Consider the following 16,933-nt stretch of genomic DNA (forward strand, 5'->3'; position numbering starts at 1 on the left):
CCTTGAAAATATAAAAAGGCAGGTGGAAAATCCACCCGCCTTTTTGCTGTTTTATGCTTTTTGGTCCACTTTTTTTAACACCTTTATTAAATGCTCCTCGACAGCGGGAGCTAGTGTTCTTGAATAGGCCGTACTCAAGTGGTGTTGATCACGATAGACAATCACATTGCCGATGACTGGTTCACATAGATCTTCATCGCAAAAGTAATCCGATAGATCGGCAAACGTTACATGATCCGGAATTCCATCTGTGTTTTCCCATGGGACCTCTTCTGACAACGCCTTATCTCGTGGGACGGCACAGTCTTCGATATCATCTTTTTCATCCACACAAAGCGGTGCGTCTTCTTCCATACGCGGATTATCACGAACAGCGAGGATTTCAGTTACACCCTCAAGTTTTTCCCACTGTTTAATGTATCCTTCTGGAACATGAGGTTCACTATTGACTGTCGATGTGGTGAATACAACATCAGGAGGATTCGCCAACAAGTCGTTTAAGACATCTTCATTCCATTCCATACACGTTTCATTTAATAGACCATCAAAATCGTCCGCAGAAAAGCGGCAAGCATCTTTGTTGTAAACATTGATCTGTAAATTCAATTCATCCGATATTTCATCTAATGCCGGGAACCAGTGTCCAGAATGGGATCCTCCGACAAGTGCGATCGTATAGTCCGGGTCTTCCGTGTCTCCGCGCGAGCATGTTTTCATGCCTGATTCACTTGTGTAGGTGAAGCAATCGCGCGTGTCATAAAAGGCCGGCAACTCTTCCTGCACTTGAATCGTCGAAGGGTAGGGTTCCTTTTCAGACGCCGGTTGTACGTGATCAGATATGGCACGTGCTCCTGGGTAATCTTCTACCTCATACGTTTTACTTTGCACTTGATTGCTGTAAACTTCCCAAGATAGATTGACAGCAAGAACCGGTATAACAAAAACTGTCAAAGCCGTCACAATCCGTTTCTTACTTGTTTTTACACTTAAACTCCGCACGGGAGTCTCAATGAAATGAACGGATACGTAGGCGAGCACGCATGTAATTAGAATTATGCCTAGTCCCGCTAGCGTCGAAATCGTGTCGGTATCAAAGTAAGTATAGTAGAAAATAAGCAGTGGCCAGTGCCACAAATAAAATCCATAGGATATACCACCGAATTTAAGTAGCAGCTTTGAACCAAGTAACCGATCCACACCCCATCGTCCACTGTTTTCAGCTGAGATGATAATCAGAATGACACCAGTCGTTGGCAAAAGCGCTACATAGCCAGGAAAGACACTAGATACTGGTAAAACCATACCGGTGAACACGATGATTGCAAGTCCCAGCCAGCCCATTACAATCGAGACAGATTTTTTACAGGAAAGGTAAGGAATCATAAGGGCTAATATTCCACCAAGACTGAACTCCCAAACTCTAGCAAACGTATCAAAATACGCCCAGGGCTGATTTACAGCTGTTTTATAGATTGAATAAGAAAACGACAGGACAAACATGGCCGTGAGTACGCCGAGTAGCGTCTTCCGGACAGGGGTTCTCAAAAGTTTTCGAGCTAAGAAATAGGCCAGCATAATGACCAGTGGCCAAGTGACGTAGAACTGACCTTGGATTGACAACGCCCAAAAATGTTGAAAAGGACTCGCCTGGTTATTTTGCGCTAAATAATCGACAGAGCTGAATGCCAGCTGCCAGTTTTGAAAATAGAGAGCAGATGAAAAACCTTCTGCGATAATCTGTTTCCATTGGGCTTTGGGCATGACCCAAATGGACCCGACCAAAACGAACAAAATAACTGTAAAGGCTACAGGAAAAAGTCTTCTTCCAAGTCCTAATATGTATTCCCCTATATGAATACGACCTTCTCTTACCATTCTTGAAAGTAAAGAAGTCGTAATCAAATAACCGGACACAATGAAAAAGACATCTACACCGCCTGATACCGACCCTAACCAAATATGATAAACCGCCACCAACAGTGCAGCAATTGCCCTTACTCCTTCGATTTCCGGTCGAAATCTTTTTTCAGGTGCTCGTAAATCGTTCAATTGTACACACTCCCTTAACATACTGCGGGACCTGCGTCTGTCCCTGCGTCCTTTATGTACCTTGACCAATCTTAACATGGAATGACTAGATTCGAGCATTGTTTACTAGATTTTTAGAAAAAAATAACATCCCTTCCATAGTCTTTATCACAGCTGATTGTCAATAAAAAGAACCGGGGGTAGCGCCCCCGGTTCTTTTCATTATTTTTTGATGTTAAGAGCTAATTTCGCCAATGGATCGGCCACGTCAACAACATCAGATCCCCCTAGGAGAATGTAGTTGTGAATTTTTCTTTTGTTTATTGTTTTTTCCATCGCATTGGGTACATTCTCTTCTCTGACTAACAACAGTGGGGCATTTTTCTTCGCTGCAAGTACCGACCCAGTTAAAGCATCGGCATAGTTGTAGCCTGTTGCAACAAGTGCCTGCTGATCACCAAGATCAAAAGTGTTAATGATGTCAGCGGCTGTTTCAAATCGTGTCGCTCCTGAAATTCGGTCTGCGCTACCACCGAAGTTTTGAAGGACACCATCACTAACCACATCATCGCCGCCTATCACGTACACGTGAGATTGGTTTTCAAGAGCAGCTTCCGTTGCGGCGGGAGCAGACTGAGGGCGAGTGAGTAGTATTGGAAGTCCCTGACGAGCAGCATAAGGAGCGACCGCCAGTGCATCCGGGTAATTCAGACCTGTAGTTAACACGACCTTGCCTTTGTCAGAGTCAATTTCTTCTGCAATCATTCGAGCCGTTTCATAGCGATCTTTTCCACCAATTCGCTTCACGCTATCCAGGTTCATAGCTTTTAATTCGTCTTCTACAGCCTTGCTTACCGCCCCGTCACTTCCAAGAATGATGACACGATCGGCATGTAATCTTTCAATCTCTTCCTTTGTAGAAGGATCCAATGAACCGGTACGCGTCAAAAGGATGGGTGCGTCATATTGGTAGGCTAATGGAGCACCAGCTAGCGCGTCTGGAAAATCGAAAGCTTTGGCTAACACGACTGTATCCGTGCCGTTCTGCCAACCTTTCTCAGAAATATCAATAGCTGTTTCAATTCGTGTTTCCCCTTTTAGACGTGAGGTCACCGGCTCAATCGCACCAGAAGCAACAAACCCCTCTCGGCCGTCATCAAGCTGGACGTGGTAGCGAACCCAGTGACGTCCCGGAGATTGTTCAGAAGTATCATACAGAATAGTCGCGTCTTTGATTTTTACGACTTCCCGCTGATCAAGTTTTTCTCCACCTTGACCATTCTTCGTATCTCTCAGCATCGTTTCATTAATCGTCAGAGCCTTATCCCCTGCTTTATACATCTGCCTTGACTCTGTTAAAGGGGCAGGAACTTGATAATGCATTTTGTTGAAGTTCAAAGCAGTATCATTATCATTTGGGTCGTATGTAAAATCGTCTTTTTCTAAAGGAAGCTCCTGTAAATCTAATTCATTATTATACTTCTCAATAATATCGAACACTTTCTCCTGATAGGCGGACTCGTTTACTTTTCCATCCGCGCGCTTAATCGGGCTGTTAACTTCACTCAAACTGTTATACGCAAGAACAGCAAAGTACCAGTGTTCAATTGTGTCTTTGGAGTTATCATTGACCGTCGGACTCACACCGCGGACTCCACGGTTCCATTTATCGTTCAGGATATCGAGACCTACATTAATGTTGTATTGAATATCGTTTTTCAATTTCTTTTCGTCATATCCACTATCGGTTACCTGCATGATGCCAATACCACCATCATCTTGGATATTGGGTTCGGTTTGATCTTCATCCACCCAATGTTGCCACGTGGATTCAGCGAAAGCCACAGCTTTGGCTACTTCTGGTGGAATCCCGCGCTCTAAAGCACTTTCAGTTAACATTTCATTGATTTCATTGCATGTCACCTTTGCTCCGCTTTTCGCACATGGATAATTTTCGTTGGCTGCAAGTGTTACAGAATTTCCAGTCGTGGCTAGTGCCTGGTACGGAAATAAGCTGAACACAAGTGTTAGTGTTAGTAATAATCCGAATGTTTTTTTCATCCTACCCCTCCTCGAGCTAATATACGCATCTATTATACTACCATTTCTACTTAAAATTGGAAGGGTGACCCAGACATTCCTCTTAATTAAAAACCAAAATTTAACTTCACTTCTGAGTAGTAAGCATTGTTTTCATTAATAATCTCCTAAAAAGAAGGTCAAAACTAGTCACAGGGACTTTGGGGCAGAGACTGAGCTGGATCTATAGAAACATGCACGGCTTTGGGGAGATGCTCGATCTCCGACAATTGTACTGAAAAAAATATCAAAAAAAGGAAGCCATTCTTGGCTCCCTTTGATTTCTTCCTAATTAACTTGGCAATGGAGCTTTTGGTGATACAAATCCTCTCTCCACAAGCTCATCCCAAAATGCTTTTGGAATATCGCGCTGAATCATCTCCAAATCTTCCTTGATCCGGTCTGGACGCGTCGAGCCAGGAATAACTGATTTAACAGCTGGGTGGGCTGCTGAGAATTGAAGAGCAGCAGCTTTCAATGGCACATCATATTTGTCGCCAATCTCTTTTAACTGATTGACCCTTCCAATCATATCGGCACCTGCTTTTTCATAGTTAAAGTGATCTCCTCCGAGTAAAACGCCGGAGTTATAGGGACTGCCGACAACGATGTCTACATCCTTCTCTTCAGCCATCGTCATCATGCGTTGTAGTGCTCGGTCGTGCTGAAGGAGCGTATATTGCGTTGCGGACAAGCAAACGTCCGGGGTTGTATCCTCAAGTTCCATCGCAAGTTCGATGGGTTCTGTCGTATTAACTCCAAGTCCCCACGAGCGAATGACCCCCTCTTCACGAAGACGTGACAATACACGGAAGGCTCCAGTTCTCGCTTCTTCAAATTTGGCCAACCACTCATCTCCGTGGAAATCTGGAGACACGTCATGCACGAAGACCATATCTAAACGATCGGTTTTTAACCGTTCGAGACTTTGCTCGATCGATCTCTTCGTTGCGTCTTCTGTATAATCAGTAATGACTTTATTATTTCGGCCATGTTCGAATAACCCTTCGTTCTCTTCCGTCTCATCCGTCAGGTAACGACCAACTTTTGTACTGATCACATAATCATCCCGGTTGTAATTCGATAACACCTCTCCGACACGCATCTCGGCTAATCCAGCACCATAGAAAGGAGCTGTATCAAAATAGCGCACTCCCTGGTCCCAGGCGGTCTGAATTGTTGCGCGGGCTTCTTCTTCAGGAACATTTCTGAACATATTTCCTAAGGGCGCTGTGCCGAGTCCTACTCTATGTTTCAAAGCATTCTCTAGAGATTTCATGTGTGATTCCTCCTTTTGTCAAATCCTATAGTTGTATTTCCAACTATTCGAATAACCAAACATTTTCACAAGTAGAAGTAACTCCGTATCATGAGGAGGTTACGTTTAAAGCCATTTTCAAATATTCGACAAAAATCTCTGACTGTTCCTTCAGTTTCACCTTCTCTTCCGGTAAAATGGCATGATCAAGAGCCAGACCGTCAGTAAAAGTGATGATAGAACGGGCCACAAGTTCGCTGTCATAGCGGTTACTGAACTCACCTGATCTCTGACCTTTCTTGATAAGCTCATCATATATAGTAAGCCCCAGCTCGTAACGCTTTTCCCCGTACTCGCGTCTTCGTTCATCGTTCCGTCCCGTAATGAAAAACTCGAGTTTGCTAGGTGCAAGAGGGTCCATCTCAGCATCAGGGCTACCGTCTTCCCCAAACAAAAGCTGCATCAGTAAATTCCAGCAGGAATCTACTTTTTCCAAAGAAACCTCCGTCTGATTCGCTTGGTCCTTCAGCCCTTCTTCAAGCAAAGCTTCAAACAGGTCCTCTTTATTTGAAAAATATTGGTAGAGACCGCCGCGGCTGACACCGGCAGCTTCCATGACATGCTTCATCGTCGTGTGTTCATAACCGTGCTGAATGAAAACGCTCCTTGCAGCTTGCATAATATCAGCTCGTCGTTGCTTCAGGTGTTCCTTGCTCACTCGAGGAGACATATTTCTTCCCTCCCTCTACTTTTCGCTTCGTCACAAATCCTATAATGGATACGAAGACGAGGAGACTTGCCGTGATTGAAAACGTCGGTATGACTCCGATCATGGTCGCAATCCACCCACCAACAAGCGGACCTATAATGGTCGCAGTCGTCATAACACTGTTGATGACCCCGAACACGCGACCAGTCATATGAACAGGTGTGTTCACCTGGACGGTCGCCTGGAATGGGACAAAAATCAGGCTTGCTGAGAAACCCGCCGTAAACCCGAGGCCCGGGCCCCATAGGATCGAATAATTGAGATCATAATACGTAAGCATCCCCATTATCCCAAAACTCGCCCCGATCCCACAGACCCCGAGAAGCATGAGCGGATAGGCTTTATAATCCGTTTTCTTAGCTAGCATGAATCCTGCTGTGAACATTCCGAGGCCAGAACCCGTTACGAGATAACCGAACAAATCCGGTGACGCTTGCGTCAGCTCACGAATTAAGACGATTAACTGAGAATCAGCTGATTGCAGGATCAGCAGGCTCAGCCCAACGAGAACCAACCCTATGATCATAAAACGATTGGATTTGATGAAAGAAAATCCAAGAGCGAACTCTTTTTTGAACGAGCTTTTCTTTACTTCTTCTTCCGACGTATCCAAACGAACAGCGTTTGGAACAAATAAAAGGATGACTGCAGATACGATGAATGTAGCCGAATCAATGATAAACACTTGTTTAGCTCCGAAGAGTGCGACAAGCAATCCACTAACGAGTGGACCGAGAATTTTTGTGGAGGAATCAATCATCGAGGTGATCGACATCGCCCCTTTCATATCCTCTTCCGGCACCACTTCTTTCAACTTACCGTTTTTCGCAGGAATGAAGACAGCGGAAAAAATTCCAATCGTCAGGAGTGTAGCATAGACCATCCAAAGCGATGAAGCAATCGTCAATATTAAAATCAACCCTGCACGTACGACATCAGAGACGATCATAAGGGTTTTTCGGCTGAAGCGGTCTGCAATTATTCCAGCAACCGGCCCGAACAAAGCCATCGGCACTGCCAAACATAAAAATATTAACGACACTTCAAGCGGTGATGCATCCCATTTCAACCCGACAAGCGAAATAATCGCTACAATGCTAAGCCAGTCACCGATACTCGAAATGGCTTGAGCGGACATCAGAGTCATATACCCTTTGTTTTTCCATAAGCGTTCCATTGTTTGGGCCCCTCTCAGTTAAACGACACCAGTGTCGTTTTGTTAACTTTATTATAGCGACACCAATGTCGTTTTGCAACTGTAATAATAAAATTTAAACGCACATAAAAGCCCGAAAGCGAAAAATCACTTCCGAGCTATTTCGTAACTATAATCACCACTACTTTTTCTTCAAATCCCTTTCGTATTCATCAAAACAACTCTCCAACCATCCGGATCCTCCACCGTCACCCCCTTTTCCTTCCAATAGGGGTTTTCAGGTTCTACTTCGTCATTTCCCTTATGATGAAGTCTTTCCGTTACATCCAACAATTCCCTCCTATTTTCTATATAAAAGACTAGCAAATTATCCTTCGAAGGCGCAGGACATGGGCTTCCCGCTTCATGCCGAGTAAACTCCAGCTGATAAGGAACTCCCGGTAATCCATAAACCACACCCTCATACCCGCTGTGTCCTGAGAAGTCTGTGAGTCGCTCTAAACCAAGTCCTGCCTCATAAAACTCTATCACTTGATCCAATTGGTCGGTTGGTCTCGCTATTCTTATTTGTGATGCTTCAAACCTTGAAAATTTCATACACTTTCCCCTTCCATTTACCTATAGCCTTCCTATCAATGAAACCAGTTTCAAGTGAATGCTCTCTTGTAAACCAATAGTAATCGGTTCTGAGGGGAAAACCATTAGCGGAAAGTATGAAAACCATATACAACATTAGACTGAATAAGAAAAAGGACAATCACTCTTTAGTTAGAGGACGGTAAAGCTGTGTTAGAGGACAATGAATGGGATTTAGGGGGACAATAAAATCCAGCTAGAGGACATTGAACACGAGTTACGGGACATTACCTAATTAAAAAAGTGCCCTTTCCACTTGTGTGGAAATGGGCACTTTTCACTGCTTTCAAATATTCACCGGACTCTCTTCCTGTTCCTCGGTAAGACCAAGCGTCTCTTCTGTCGTCGCATGAATTTCACGAATCAATTCAGGGTTTTTAACCAACTCTTTTCCATAGGAAGGAATCATCTCTTTAATCTTCGGTTCCCATTCCTTCAGCTGGTCTGGGAAGCATTTTTCCATAAGTTCAAGCATGACAGAAACCGCTGTTGAAGCTCCTGGAGAAGCTCCAAGCAAGGCAGCAATCGACCCGTCTTTTGAACTGACGACTTCGGTTCCGAATTGAAGTGTTCCTTTACCTCCGCCTTCGGTATCCTTGATGACCTGGACCCGTTGACCTGCGGTGACGAGGTCCCAATCCTCCGCTTTTGCCGTTGGGATAAACTCCCGCAGTTCTTCCAGGCGTTTTTCCTTCGATTGGATGACCTGCTCGATGAGGTATTTCGTCAAGGAAACGTTTTTCACGCCTGCAGCAACCATCGTCCTAAGATTATCCTTTTGAACGGAAGTGATTAGATCAAGCAAAGAGCCTGTTTTCAAAAACTTTGGTGAAAAGCCTGCAAATGGACCGAATAACAGGCTCTCCTTGCCATCGATGAATCGAGTATCCAAGTGAGGTACGGACATCGGTGGAGCACCTACCTTCGCTTTGCCATACACTTTGGCACGGTGTTCAGCGATCACTTCAGGGTTGTTGCACACCATGAATAGACCGCTGACAGGGAATCCACCGATTTGTTTAGATTCAGGAATCCCTGTTTTTTGAAGCAAATGCAGACTCCCGCCTCCGCCGCCGATGAAGACGAAATTGGACGTATGGTATTCAATCTTATCATTTTGAAGATCGCGCACTTTCACTTCCCAAGAACCGTTTTCAGCACGTTTGATGTCCTCAACACTGTGCTTGTAGTTGATTTCCAGGTCCGCGTTTTCCAAGTGATTGAACATTTTCCGCGTCAACGATCCGAAATTCACGTCTGTTCCAGCGTCAATTTTCGTTGCTGCGATCGGTTCTGAAATCGTGCGATTCTTCATAATCAGAGGGATCCAATCTTCCAGTTTGTCTGGATCATCGGAAAATTCCATACCCTCAAACAACGGGTTCGCAATCATAGCATTAAAGCGCTTTCTTAGGAAATCAACATTTTTCTCTCCCTGAACAAAACTCATGTGTGGCAGTGGCATAATGAATTCATTCGGGCTACTAATTCGGTTGTTTTTTACGAGATAAGACCAAAATTGCTTGGAGACTTGAAACTGTTCATTTACTTTAATGGCTTTTGTCATGTCGATGCTACCGTCTTCATTTTCGTTCGTGTAGTTCAGCTCACAAAGGGCAGCATGGCCTGTTCCAGCATTGTTCCATACATTTGAACTTTCTTCCCCTGCACTTCCAAGCCTTTCAAACACGCGAATGTTCCAGTCCGGCACCAACTCTTTAAGCAAGGATCCCAATGTCGCACTCATGATCCCTGCACCAATTAAAATCACGTCTGTCTTCGAGTATTTTTTGCTCATTTCCCTTTCATTCTCCCTATTATCAGATATTTTTATCTATGTTCAGTGTATCACTATTATCGAAAAATTAAAATATTTGGCAGCCCTTACATAGGTGATTCCCTTTTATTTTCCATGAATAAGAAAATAAAAAACTTACTTCAGACTATTCAGGAAAGCCCAGAGTTGTTCAGGGAAACGCTCCGCATGGCCTAATTATCCAGTGCACTGAAGCCATGGATGCTCGGCCTCCTCAAAGTCGACTTTCTCATAGCAATCAGTCATTTCATCCGCCTAAAAAATAAGAAAAGTGTCTGCCTCCTAAGAAGGTGGCAAACACTTTTTTCACATGAGCAATAACGTTAAACCAGGCGCAAAAACCGACACGATAACAGCACTCAACACCATCGCGATTGTACTGACAGATCCTTCAAGCGGATCACGTTCCATCGAAGTCGCTGTCCCAATGGCATGCGAAGCACTCCCCATACCGACCCCTTTCCCTAGAGGGTGGGTCAAACGAGCATAGCGCATCACCACAGGATGGATAAGTACTCCTCCAATGCCTGCAATCATAACAAATACAGCTGCTAACGGCATAACGCCACCGCTGGATTCTGCAATAGACATCGCCACAGGTGTCGTTACCGATTTTGGAACAATCGAGTGAATGATCAACTCACTGAACCCGGCCCACTTACTGAGCAGAAGCCCAGAAGTCACCCCAATAAAAGCGCCTACCAGCGTTCCTACTCCGATTGGCAATAGCATTCTTTTTAGCAGATCACGATACTGGTACAGCGGATAAGCAAGGGCAACGACTGCCGGACCAAGCAAATGGTCAATCCACTTGCCCCCTACCATGTACGTATCATACGTTAGACCGAAAAGTAGTAACAAAAGGATGATCGTCAAGGTAGATAAGATGATCGGGGCCGTGTAGATCCGACGAAACCTGCGATAAGCGAACAACGCTCCTTGATAGATAAGAATGGTCAGTATGACAAAGGCCGAAGCTAGAAGAAAATTATTCATGAACAGCCTCCCTCCTTCTTGCCATCCATTGCGCGACGAATCCTGAGATTCCCATCACTAAAGCGGTACTCAATAATCCAATGAGAATTAACAGAACTCCTTTCCCTTCAAAAACATACGCGTAGCTCATGACACCTACCGTTGCCGGGATAAAAAAGAACGGAAGATGTTTGATCATGAAGCCGACGCCCTGCTTGAACCAGGGTTCGGGAACCATTTTAAGAGATAGGAGTAAAAACAGAATGACCAGGCCGATGACGCTGCCGGGGATGAACAGGTTAAATGTAGTTTGTATGAGTGTTCCGATTAGATAGATTAGGTATAAACCGATGATCTGGAGAATGATGGTGACTGCTTTTGACACGTGCGATCCTTCTTTCTAGTTGTGAGATGGAAGTTTTCCTCCTTTATTATATAGGAATGTGAGGACCAGACAAAAACCTTTTTCCCATGAAAAGAATTCAACTACTTAAAGGAATTTTCTATGAATACTAATTGACATTTTCGTATTCCTCATATTCCTAGAAAATAAAATTCCAATGAAAATTTTTGGTGTTTACATCATCCTGGATAGGGAATAAGATATCCATCCGAATACCTAAAATCAACCCCATTCGCTTGGAATTAAGAATAAAACACCCTTCAGCAGTATGTGTCGAATACAGATCACGGACGCTGGCTGAGGCCTAGTGAGATAAACCAACGGAAAGAGGAAAAGGCAAGTTCTTAGTTTTTACTTATCCAATATAAAAAGCCTGTTCTCATGGTGAAGAACAGGCTTTACATGGTAATAAATCAAACATCAAATGACGAAAGACAGGAACGCCCCTGATTCTGATTTGTTACAGAAAGTAAGAGTGAAGATCCTATTTTCCTCCTGTGAAGGTTACTCCTTTTATGAAATAGCGGTTAAAGAAGGCATAAATCAATAAAGAAGGAATCGTCATGAGTGTCGATGCAGCCATAATTAGATTCCAAAAGCTAATATACTGTCCCTTAAACGTATTTAACCCTAAGGTAAGTGTGAACATTTCTTCATCTGACATAATAATTAACGGTCTCATAAAATCATTCCAAGAAGACATAAAAATGAAGACCGCTTGTGCAGCGAGTGCAGGCTTAGCTAACGGCATAACAATCTTGAAAAACGTCCCGATCCGACTAAGTCCATCCATTTGCGCAGCTTCTTCAAGCTCTTTGGGAAAGTTTAAGAAGAACTGTCTCATCATAAATATGAACGTCGCATTGACCATGCCAGGAATGATCAGCCCCTGATAGGTGTTCAACCACCCAAACATCTTTAAGATCAGGTAACTAGGAATTAAGGTGACTTGGAATGGAATCATGAGAACAACTAGAATCAAGAAGAACCAAAACTTCCGCCCGGCAAACTTAATTCTTGCCAATGCATAGCCGGCCATTGAGTTAAAAATGATGTTCAAAATTACCATACATGCTGTAATAAATATGGAATTGAACATCCACCTCAAAAACAGAGGCTCCTGGGAGAAAATTTGGATGTAGTTATCAAATGTAAAAGTTTCCGGTATAAACGTAATCCCCGATACGATCTCCTCAAGTGATTTGAAAGAAGAAAGAATGGCCCATAAAAACGGGATGAACGTAATGACCGCGTATAGAATTAAGATTGTGTAAATGAAAGGCTTGGAAAATAGTCGTTTCTTCATCTCTGATCCCCCTTAATCATGAAGCTTTTCCTCACCGAAGAATTTCTTCTGAATCAATGTAACCACCATGATGATGAATGCCAGAATAACTGCGAGCGCAGAGGCATAACCCATATCGAGCGATTTGAAAGCATACTGATAAATGAGCAGCACAATGGTTAGCGTAGAGTTGTTCGGGCCGCCTGATCCTCCTGAGAAGATATAGGACTGATCAAAGAGTTGGAAGGTACCAATGACACCCATGACGACAACAAAAAAAGTGACCGGTTTCAAAATTGGGATTGTGATGAATATAAATTTCTGCCACCAGTTCGCCCCATCAATGGTCGCTGCTTCGTAAACCGAATCGGAGATGTCCTGCATAGCAGCTAAATAAATAACCATAAAGAAAGGAGCCGTCGCCCAAATATTCATAATCATAATCGATTTCAAAGCAATGCTTGGATCAGCAAGCCAATTGTACGTAGGTAATTGTAAAAAAGCTAAGAGGGTATTAATGAGCCCGTCGGGATTATACATCCACATAAAAATAATGGTCAGAACAGCTGACGATGTGACTGTTGGTAGAAAGAAGATAATTCGGAAAGCGTTTTTCCCTCGAATATTGGAATTTAAAGCAGCAGCTAACAATAAAGCTAAACAGGTTTGGACAGGGACAACGATTAAGACGTATTCCGCCGTATTTTTTAGTGCGATCATAGCTCGCTCATCATCGAAGGACCTTGTATAGTTATCAAGGCCGATAAACTCATACCCAATTCCACCAAGCAGTTGAACATCATTAAAAGATAAGTAGAAAGCATATAAAATAGGTATGACTACAAAAATTCCAATGGTAAAAATGGTTGGGGTCATAAATAGATAACCTGAGAACCCTTCTTTAAATGTCTTTGTCATCACTCTCTTCGGCTTTTTGGATTGTTTCTTTTGTTTGAAGCTTCTATTCTCGTTCACTTGTAAATGGTCTTCTTTTTTCAGTGGAACCATATCGACACCTCTTTCTTATGTCATATAAAAGGGAGCGGATCCGCCCCCTTCCATCTTTAATTAGAAGACTCAATTTCTTTATTGGCCGTGTCTTGAGCTTTCTGCAAGGCTTCTTCAAGTGTTTGTTCCCCAAGCAGGGCACTTATGAATTGGTTATCAAAGTTTGTCATAATCGTAGGAAGGTTTTCACCTGCTTGCCATGGTTGAGCATAGGATGCTCCTTCTACAAACGATTGTCGAAGGGGATCTTCATCATATCCAAGCTTTTCGGCCACAGACTTGCGCGTTGGCAATGCGAACCCTTTGCTCGTCCATGTTTCCATCCCTTCTTTACCAGTAAGATAAGAAATCAATTCCCAAGCCGCTTCCTTCACTTCAGACTGCTTGTTCATAACGTATGCAACCGTGAAAGCAGCCGTCGCTTTCTCTCCATTGATGGTTGGTAATTCAGCTGTTGTGAAGTTCAGGTCACTGAAGTTATCCTCTAAAAACGGAATGGCCCAGTTCCCCTCAATGACCATGGCCGCTTTTCCTTGGCCAAACATATCTCCTCCCCAGTCTGTACCAACATCAGAAGGCAGCCCTGCGCTTTGATCTTCTTGATACATTTTAATGACGGGTTTTAGTGCATTGATTGCCTCTTCACTAGCAAAAGCAGCTTTTCCTTCATCATTGACCACATGTCCTCCATATGGCTGGAATTTGTAGAATTGACGAGCAAGTTCCTTAGAGAAACCAACTCCGTATCGTTCCGGTTGTCCATCTCCATCTTCATCGACCGTTAATTTTTTCGCGTATTCTTCAAGTTCGTCCCATGTTTCTGGAGGCCCCTCTAGACCAGCTTCCTCAAAGGCATTTTGGTTATAAAATAAGGACAATGTAGAGAAATCTTTTGGAAAACCATACTGTGTTCCATCTACTTTAAACGCGTTCAAAAGTGGCTCTTCAAAATCTTCTACTTCAAAGTCTTCACTCACATATTCATCTAAAGGCTCCAAAACCCCCGTATCAATAAGTGAAGGAGCTTCTAATGCATCTAGATAAAAGACGTCCGCTGCCTCCCCACCTACCAAGCGGGTTTTTGTAACGTCCATATATTGATCAGCAATGACTTCATGTTTTACTTTAATGTCAGGGTGTTTTTCTTCAAACGAAGCGATGGTTTCTTTCAATAGTTTTTCCTCTTCAGGTGTAGACCCCCAACCGGCCAATTCTACGACTGTCTTTTCGCCATCACTTCCACCATCACTAGAAGAATCGCTGCTGCACCCAACAAGAGCTGTTCCTAACAACATGCTTGAAATCCCTACAGTGGCCAACATTTTATTGATTTTCATATCCATCGATCCCTTCGTTTTTTTATACATTCACACTTGCGTTTTCTACTGTTTGAATAAGAAGACCTGTAGTATTCTTTAAAACATCTACGTGATGTCCGGTTGACTTTTTAGTTACAGCTATAGATAAGAAACCATCACCTAAAGGAAGATTATCCAATTTCAATTCATTCATTTGAGGCAACAGTTTTGGATCAATGATCAGTTGATCATCATTGATATTTGGATATAGACCGAGCATTGTTCTTATGAAGGTCAGAGGTGCTCCAGCCGCCCATGCTTGCGGGGAGCAAGCAACAGGATACGGGACGGGCCTCCCTCCCTCGTTGCTGTATCCACAAAATAATTCTGGAAGTCGTTGGTTATCAAATGAAAGGGAAGACTCAATAAGCCCTGAGATTACCTTATTCGCTTGTTCAGAACCTTTTAAAAGCCCCATACCTAGTAAAATCATACTGTTATCATGTGGCCAGACACTTCCGTCATGATAGCTGATTGGGTTATACGCCGCCTCACCTTCTCCCATCGTACGTATGCCGTAGCCAGAAAACATAGCCGGGGATACGAGCGTATCCATTACTTTTTGTGCTCTTTCTCCATTCAACATCCCTGAGAACAAAATGTGTCCTGGATTAGAAGTGATTGTCCCCACTTGCTTTTTATTTTCATCTAGAGCAATAGCGTAGAATTGTTTGTCTTCCATCCAAAAAGCTTCTTCAAATTTCTTCTTCAATGCATTGGCTTGTGTTTGCAATTCCTCTGCTCTTTCTATATGACCATTCGCTTCATAAATCTGAGCCAAACCAGCTTTGGCTTGATATACATAGCCTTGAACTTCAGCTAGAGCGATTGGAGATTTGGCGAATTCTCCGTTTCGATGGACTACAGAGTCAGCGGAATCTTTCCACCCCTGGTTAGCAATTCCTTTGGATGATTCTTGATGGTACTCTACGAAACCATCCCCATCCCTGTCGCCATACTGATCAATCCACCTTAGTGCTGCTTCGATGTTCATTTCTAACTCATCTAAAAGGTTCATGTCCTTATACCAATGGACATATTCGGTAACTAGAATGAGGAACAAAGGCGTGGAATCAATGGACCCATAATAAGGGGTGAAAGGCACTTGATCTGTATTGGCAAGTTCTCCGTACCTTATTTCATGCATAATCTTCCCTGGTTCTTCATCTCTCCATGAGTCTTTCTTTGTCCCTTGATAATGAGCCATCGTCCTTAGTGTCCCTCGTACGATTTCGGGTTGGAACGGAAGCATTTGGAGGGCTGCAATCAAGCTATCTCTTCCAAACGGAACACCAAACCATGGCAAACCAGCTACGAAGAAAGGTCCATAACCAACATCTGTAGACAATGCCCGCAAATCTTCAATACCAATATCAACTAGATTTTGTAATGGTTTATAGTCTGTAGATATTTTGGTAACGTTTTCATTCCAGGTTCTAGTTTTCTCTTTGAGCTTTTGATAAGCCAAGGTATTGTCTAAAACTTCGACCTCTTCTTCTGCCAGTGAAGGGGCAATAGAAAAGTAAAGTTCTTTCGTCTCGTCGTGGTCTAACGTAACCTGTACTTGAATGGTTTGATCTTTGACATCAACTTTCTCATCTTCGTCCCAAGATACTACCGTCTCCCTCTTAACTTCATCCGCTCCCACGTAGGAAAACACGAGATGTTCACCCGTTTGGGAAACAGCCTGCTTTTTACCAGTCGTTCCACTTTGAAAACCACGAACGATAAACATATCAGAGAAATCTGCATCCAGGGAAAGCTCAATCGTAAAGGTTAAAGGTTTTGGATTGTAGTTTCGTACAGTAATGCTGTCATAGAGAACATCACTATAGATGAAACGGTGCCTCTTCAATTCTATGGATTCACGCCACAGCTCCACCTCTCCCTCTTTTTCAATGTGAGGGTTTGTCAGTAAAAGACTAGATTCAAAAGTTTTATTAGAATCTGATTTCAGCAGGATGGGATCCTCTCCATTGATTGTCATCTTCAACTGGCTGATAAATCGCGTATCTTTTTTGTATAACCCAAGTCCATACTTGTGGTTTAGAGGGATGTCCCCTTTCAAATCGGTCAATAAAAACAACTCATTGTCTTTAAGTACGTGGTACTCCATGATCTCATCCTCCCGACCGAAACGTTTCGGGTAAACGGTAAAAAAT

At 43.3% G+C, this 16,933-nt stretch carries 13 protein-coding genes; all 13 read right to left on the reverse strand.

What is annotated here, in order from left to right:
* Positions 1 to 51: 51 nt before the first annotated feature.
* Positions 52 to 2,049, reverse strand: coding sequence for an acyltransferase family protein (locus tag ACXACN_RS14450; protein ID WP_474965406.1), 1,998 nt, complete (start codon positions 2,047 to 2,049; stop codon positions 52 to 54).
* A gap of 201 nt (positions 2,050 to 2,250) precedes the next feature.
* Complete coding sequence (locus ACXACN_RS14455; protein ID WP_474965407.1) at positions 2,251 to 4,089, reverse strand: cell wall-binding repeat-containing protein; 1,839 nt, start codon at positions 4,087 to 4,089, stop codon at positions 2,251 to 2,253.
* Positions 4,090 to 4,399: 310 nt separating this feature from the next.
* Entirely contained in the window at positions 4,400 to 5,386 is a 987-nt protein-coding gene (locus tag ACXACN_RS14460; RefSeq protein WP_474965408.1) for an aldo/keto reductase, read from the reverse strand.
* A gap of 88 nt (positions 5,387 to 5,474) precedes the next feature.
* Positions 5,475 to 6,095 carry a TetR/AcrR family transcriptional regulator gene (locus ACXACN_RS14465; RefSeq protein ID WP_474965410.1) on the reverse strand — a complete coding sequence of 207 codons (621 nt, stop codon included), beginning with the start codon at positions 6,093 to 6,095 and terminating at the stop codon, positions 5,475 to 5,477.
* On the reverse strand, positions 6,049 to 7,311 hold the full coding sequence (locus ACXACN_RS14470; RefSeq protein ID WP_474965411.1) for an MFS transporter: 1,263 nt from the start codon (positions 7,309 to 7,311) through the stop codon (positions 6,049 to 6,051). The genes ACXACN_RS14465 and ACXACN_RS14470 overlap by 47 nt, the downstream gene beginning before the upstream one ends.
* A gap of 171 nt (positions 7,312 to 7,482) precedes the next feature.
* On the reverse strand, positions 7,483 to 7,887 hold the full coding sequence (locus ACXACN_RS14475) for a VOC family protein (protein WP_474965412.1): 405 nt from the start codon (positions 7,885 to 7,887) through the stop codon (positions 7,483 to 7,485).
* A 325-nt stretch (positions 7,888 to 8,212) separates the two neighbouring features.
* Complete coding sequence (locus ACXACN_RS14480; protein WP_474965414.1) at positions 8,213 to 9,724, reverse strand: malate:quinone oxidoreductase; 1,512 nt, start codon at positions 9,722 to 9,724, stop codon at positions 8,213 to 8,215.
* A 324-nt stretch (positions 9,725 to 10,048) separates the two neighbouring features.
* The gene (locus ACXACN_RS14485; protein ID WP_474965415.1) at positions 10,049 to 10,738 is read right to left on the reverse strand and encodes an LrgB family protein; all 690 of its coding nucleotides are present in this window, start codon (positions 10,736 to 10,738) and stop codon (positions 10,049 to 10,051) included.
* Complete coding sequence (locus ACXACN_RS14490; RefSeq protein ID WP_474965417.1) at positions 10,731 to 11,102, reverse strand: CidA/LrgA family protein; 372 nt, start codon at positions 11,100 to 11,102, stop codon at positions 10,731 to 10,733. Before ACXACN_RS14490 ends, ACXACN_RS14485 begins: the two co-directional genes overlap by 8 nt.
* A gap of 502 nt (positions 11,103 to 11,604) precedes the next feature.
* A complete protein-coding gene (locus ACXACN_RS14495) occupies positions 11,605 to 12,426 on the reverse strand; it encodes a carbohydrate ABC transporter permease (RefSeq protein ID WP_474965418.1) in 822 nt (273 codons plus the stop codon).
* Positions 12,427 to 12,438: 12 nt separating this feature from the next.
* The gene (locus ACXACN_RS14500) at positions 12,439 to 13,323 is read right to left on the reverse strand and encodes a carbohydrate ABC transporter permease (RefSeq protein WP_474966883.1); all 885 of its coding nucleotides are present in this window, start codon (positions 13,321 to 13,323) and stop codon (positions 12,439 to 12,441) included.
* Positions 13,324 to 13,469: 146 nt separating this feature from the next.
* Positions 13,470 to 14,750: an ABC transporter substrate-binding protein gene (locus ACXACN_RS14505; RefSeq protein ID WP_474965420.1), complete on the reverse strand. Its 1,281-nt coding sequence runs from the start codon at positions 14,748 to 14,750 to the stop codon at positions 13,470 to 13,472.
* A gap of 22 nt (positions 14,751 to 14,772) precedes the next feature.
* Positions 14,773 to 16,887: an amylo-alpha-1,6-glucosidase gene (locus tag ACXACN_RS14510; RefSeq protein ID WP_474965421.1), complete on the reverse strand. Its 2,115-nt coding sequence runs from the start codon at positions 16,885 to 16,887 to the stop codon at positions 14,773 to 14,775.
* Positions 16,888 to 16,933 lie beyond the last annotated feature (46 nt).

The sequence above is a fragment of the Halobacillus sp. AWM4_238 genome (assembly GCF_056158265.1).

Coding starts and splice junctions, on each gene's coding strand:
- ACXACN_RS14500 (WP_474966883.1), bottom strand. CDS start 13,323: ATGACAAAGACATTTAAAGAAGGGTTCTCAGGTTATCTATTTATGACC.
- ACXACN_RS14465 (WP_474965410.1), bottom strand. CDS start 6,095: ATGTCTCCTCGAGTGAGCAAGGAACACCTGAAGCAACGACGAGCTGAT.
- ACXACN_RS14470 (WP_474965411.1), bottom strand. CDS start 7,311: ATGGAACGCTTATGGAAAAACAAAGGGTATATGACTCTGATGTCCGCT.
- ACXACN_RS14485 (WP_474965415.1), bottom strand. CDS start 10,738: ATGAATAATTTTCTTCTAGCTTCGGCCTTTGTCATACTGACCATTCTT.
- ACXACN_RS14495 (WP_474965418.1), bottom strand. CDS start 12,426: ATGAAGAAACGACTATTTTCCAAGCCTTTCATTTACACAATCTTAATT.
- ACXACN_RS14475 (WP_474965412.1), bottom strand. CDS start 7,887: ATGAAATTTTCAAGGTTTGAAGCATCACAAATAAGAATAGCGAGACCA.
- ACXACN_RS14510 (WP_474965421.1), bottom strand. CDS start 16,887: ATGGAGTACCACGTACTTAAAGACAATGAGTTGTTTTTATTGACCGAT.
- ACXACN_RS14455 (WP_474965407.1), bottom strand. CDS start 4,089: ATGAAAAAAACATTCGGATTATTACTAACACTAACACTTGTGTTCAGC.
- ACXACN_RS14480 (WP_474965414.1), bottom strand. CDS start 9,724: ATGAGCAAAAAATACTCGAAGACAGACGTGATTTTAATTGGTGCAGGG.
- ACXACN_RS14460 (WP_474965408.1), bottom strand. CDS start 5,386: ATGAAATCTCTAGAGAATGCTTTGAAACATAGAGTAGGACTCGGCACA.
- ACXACN_RS14505 (WP_474965420.1), bottom strand. CDS start 14,750: ATGAAAATCAATAAAATGTTGGCCACTGTAGGGATTTCAAGCATGTTG.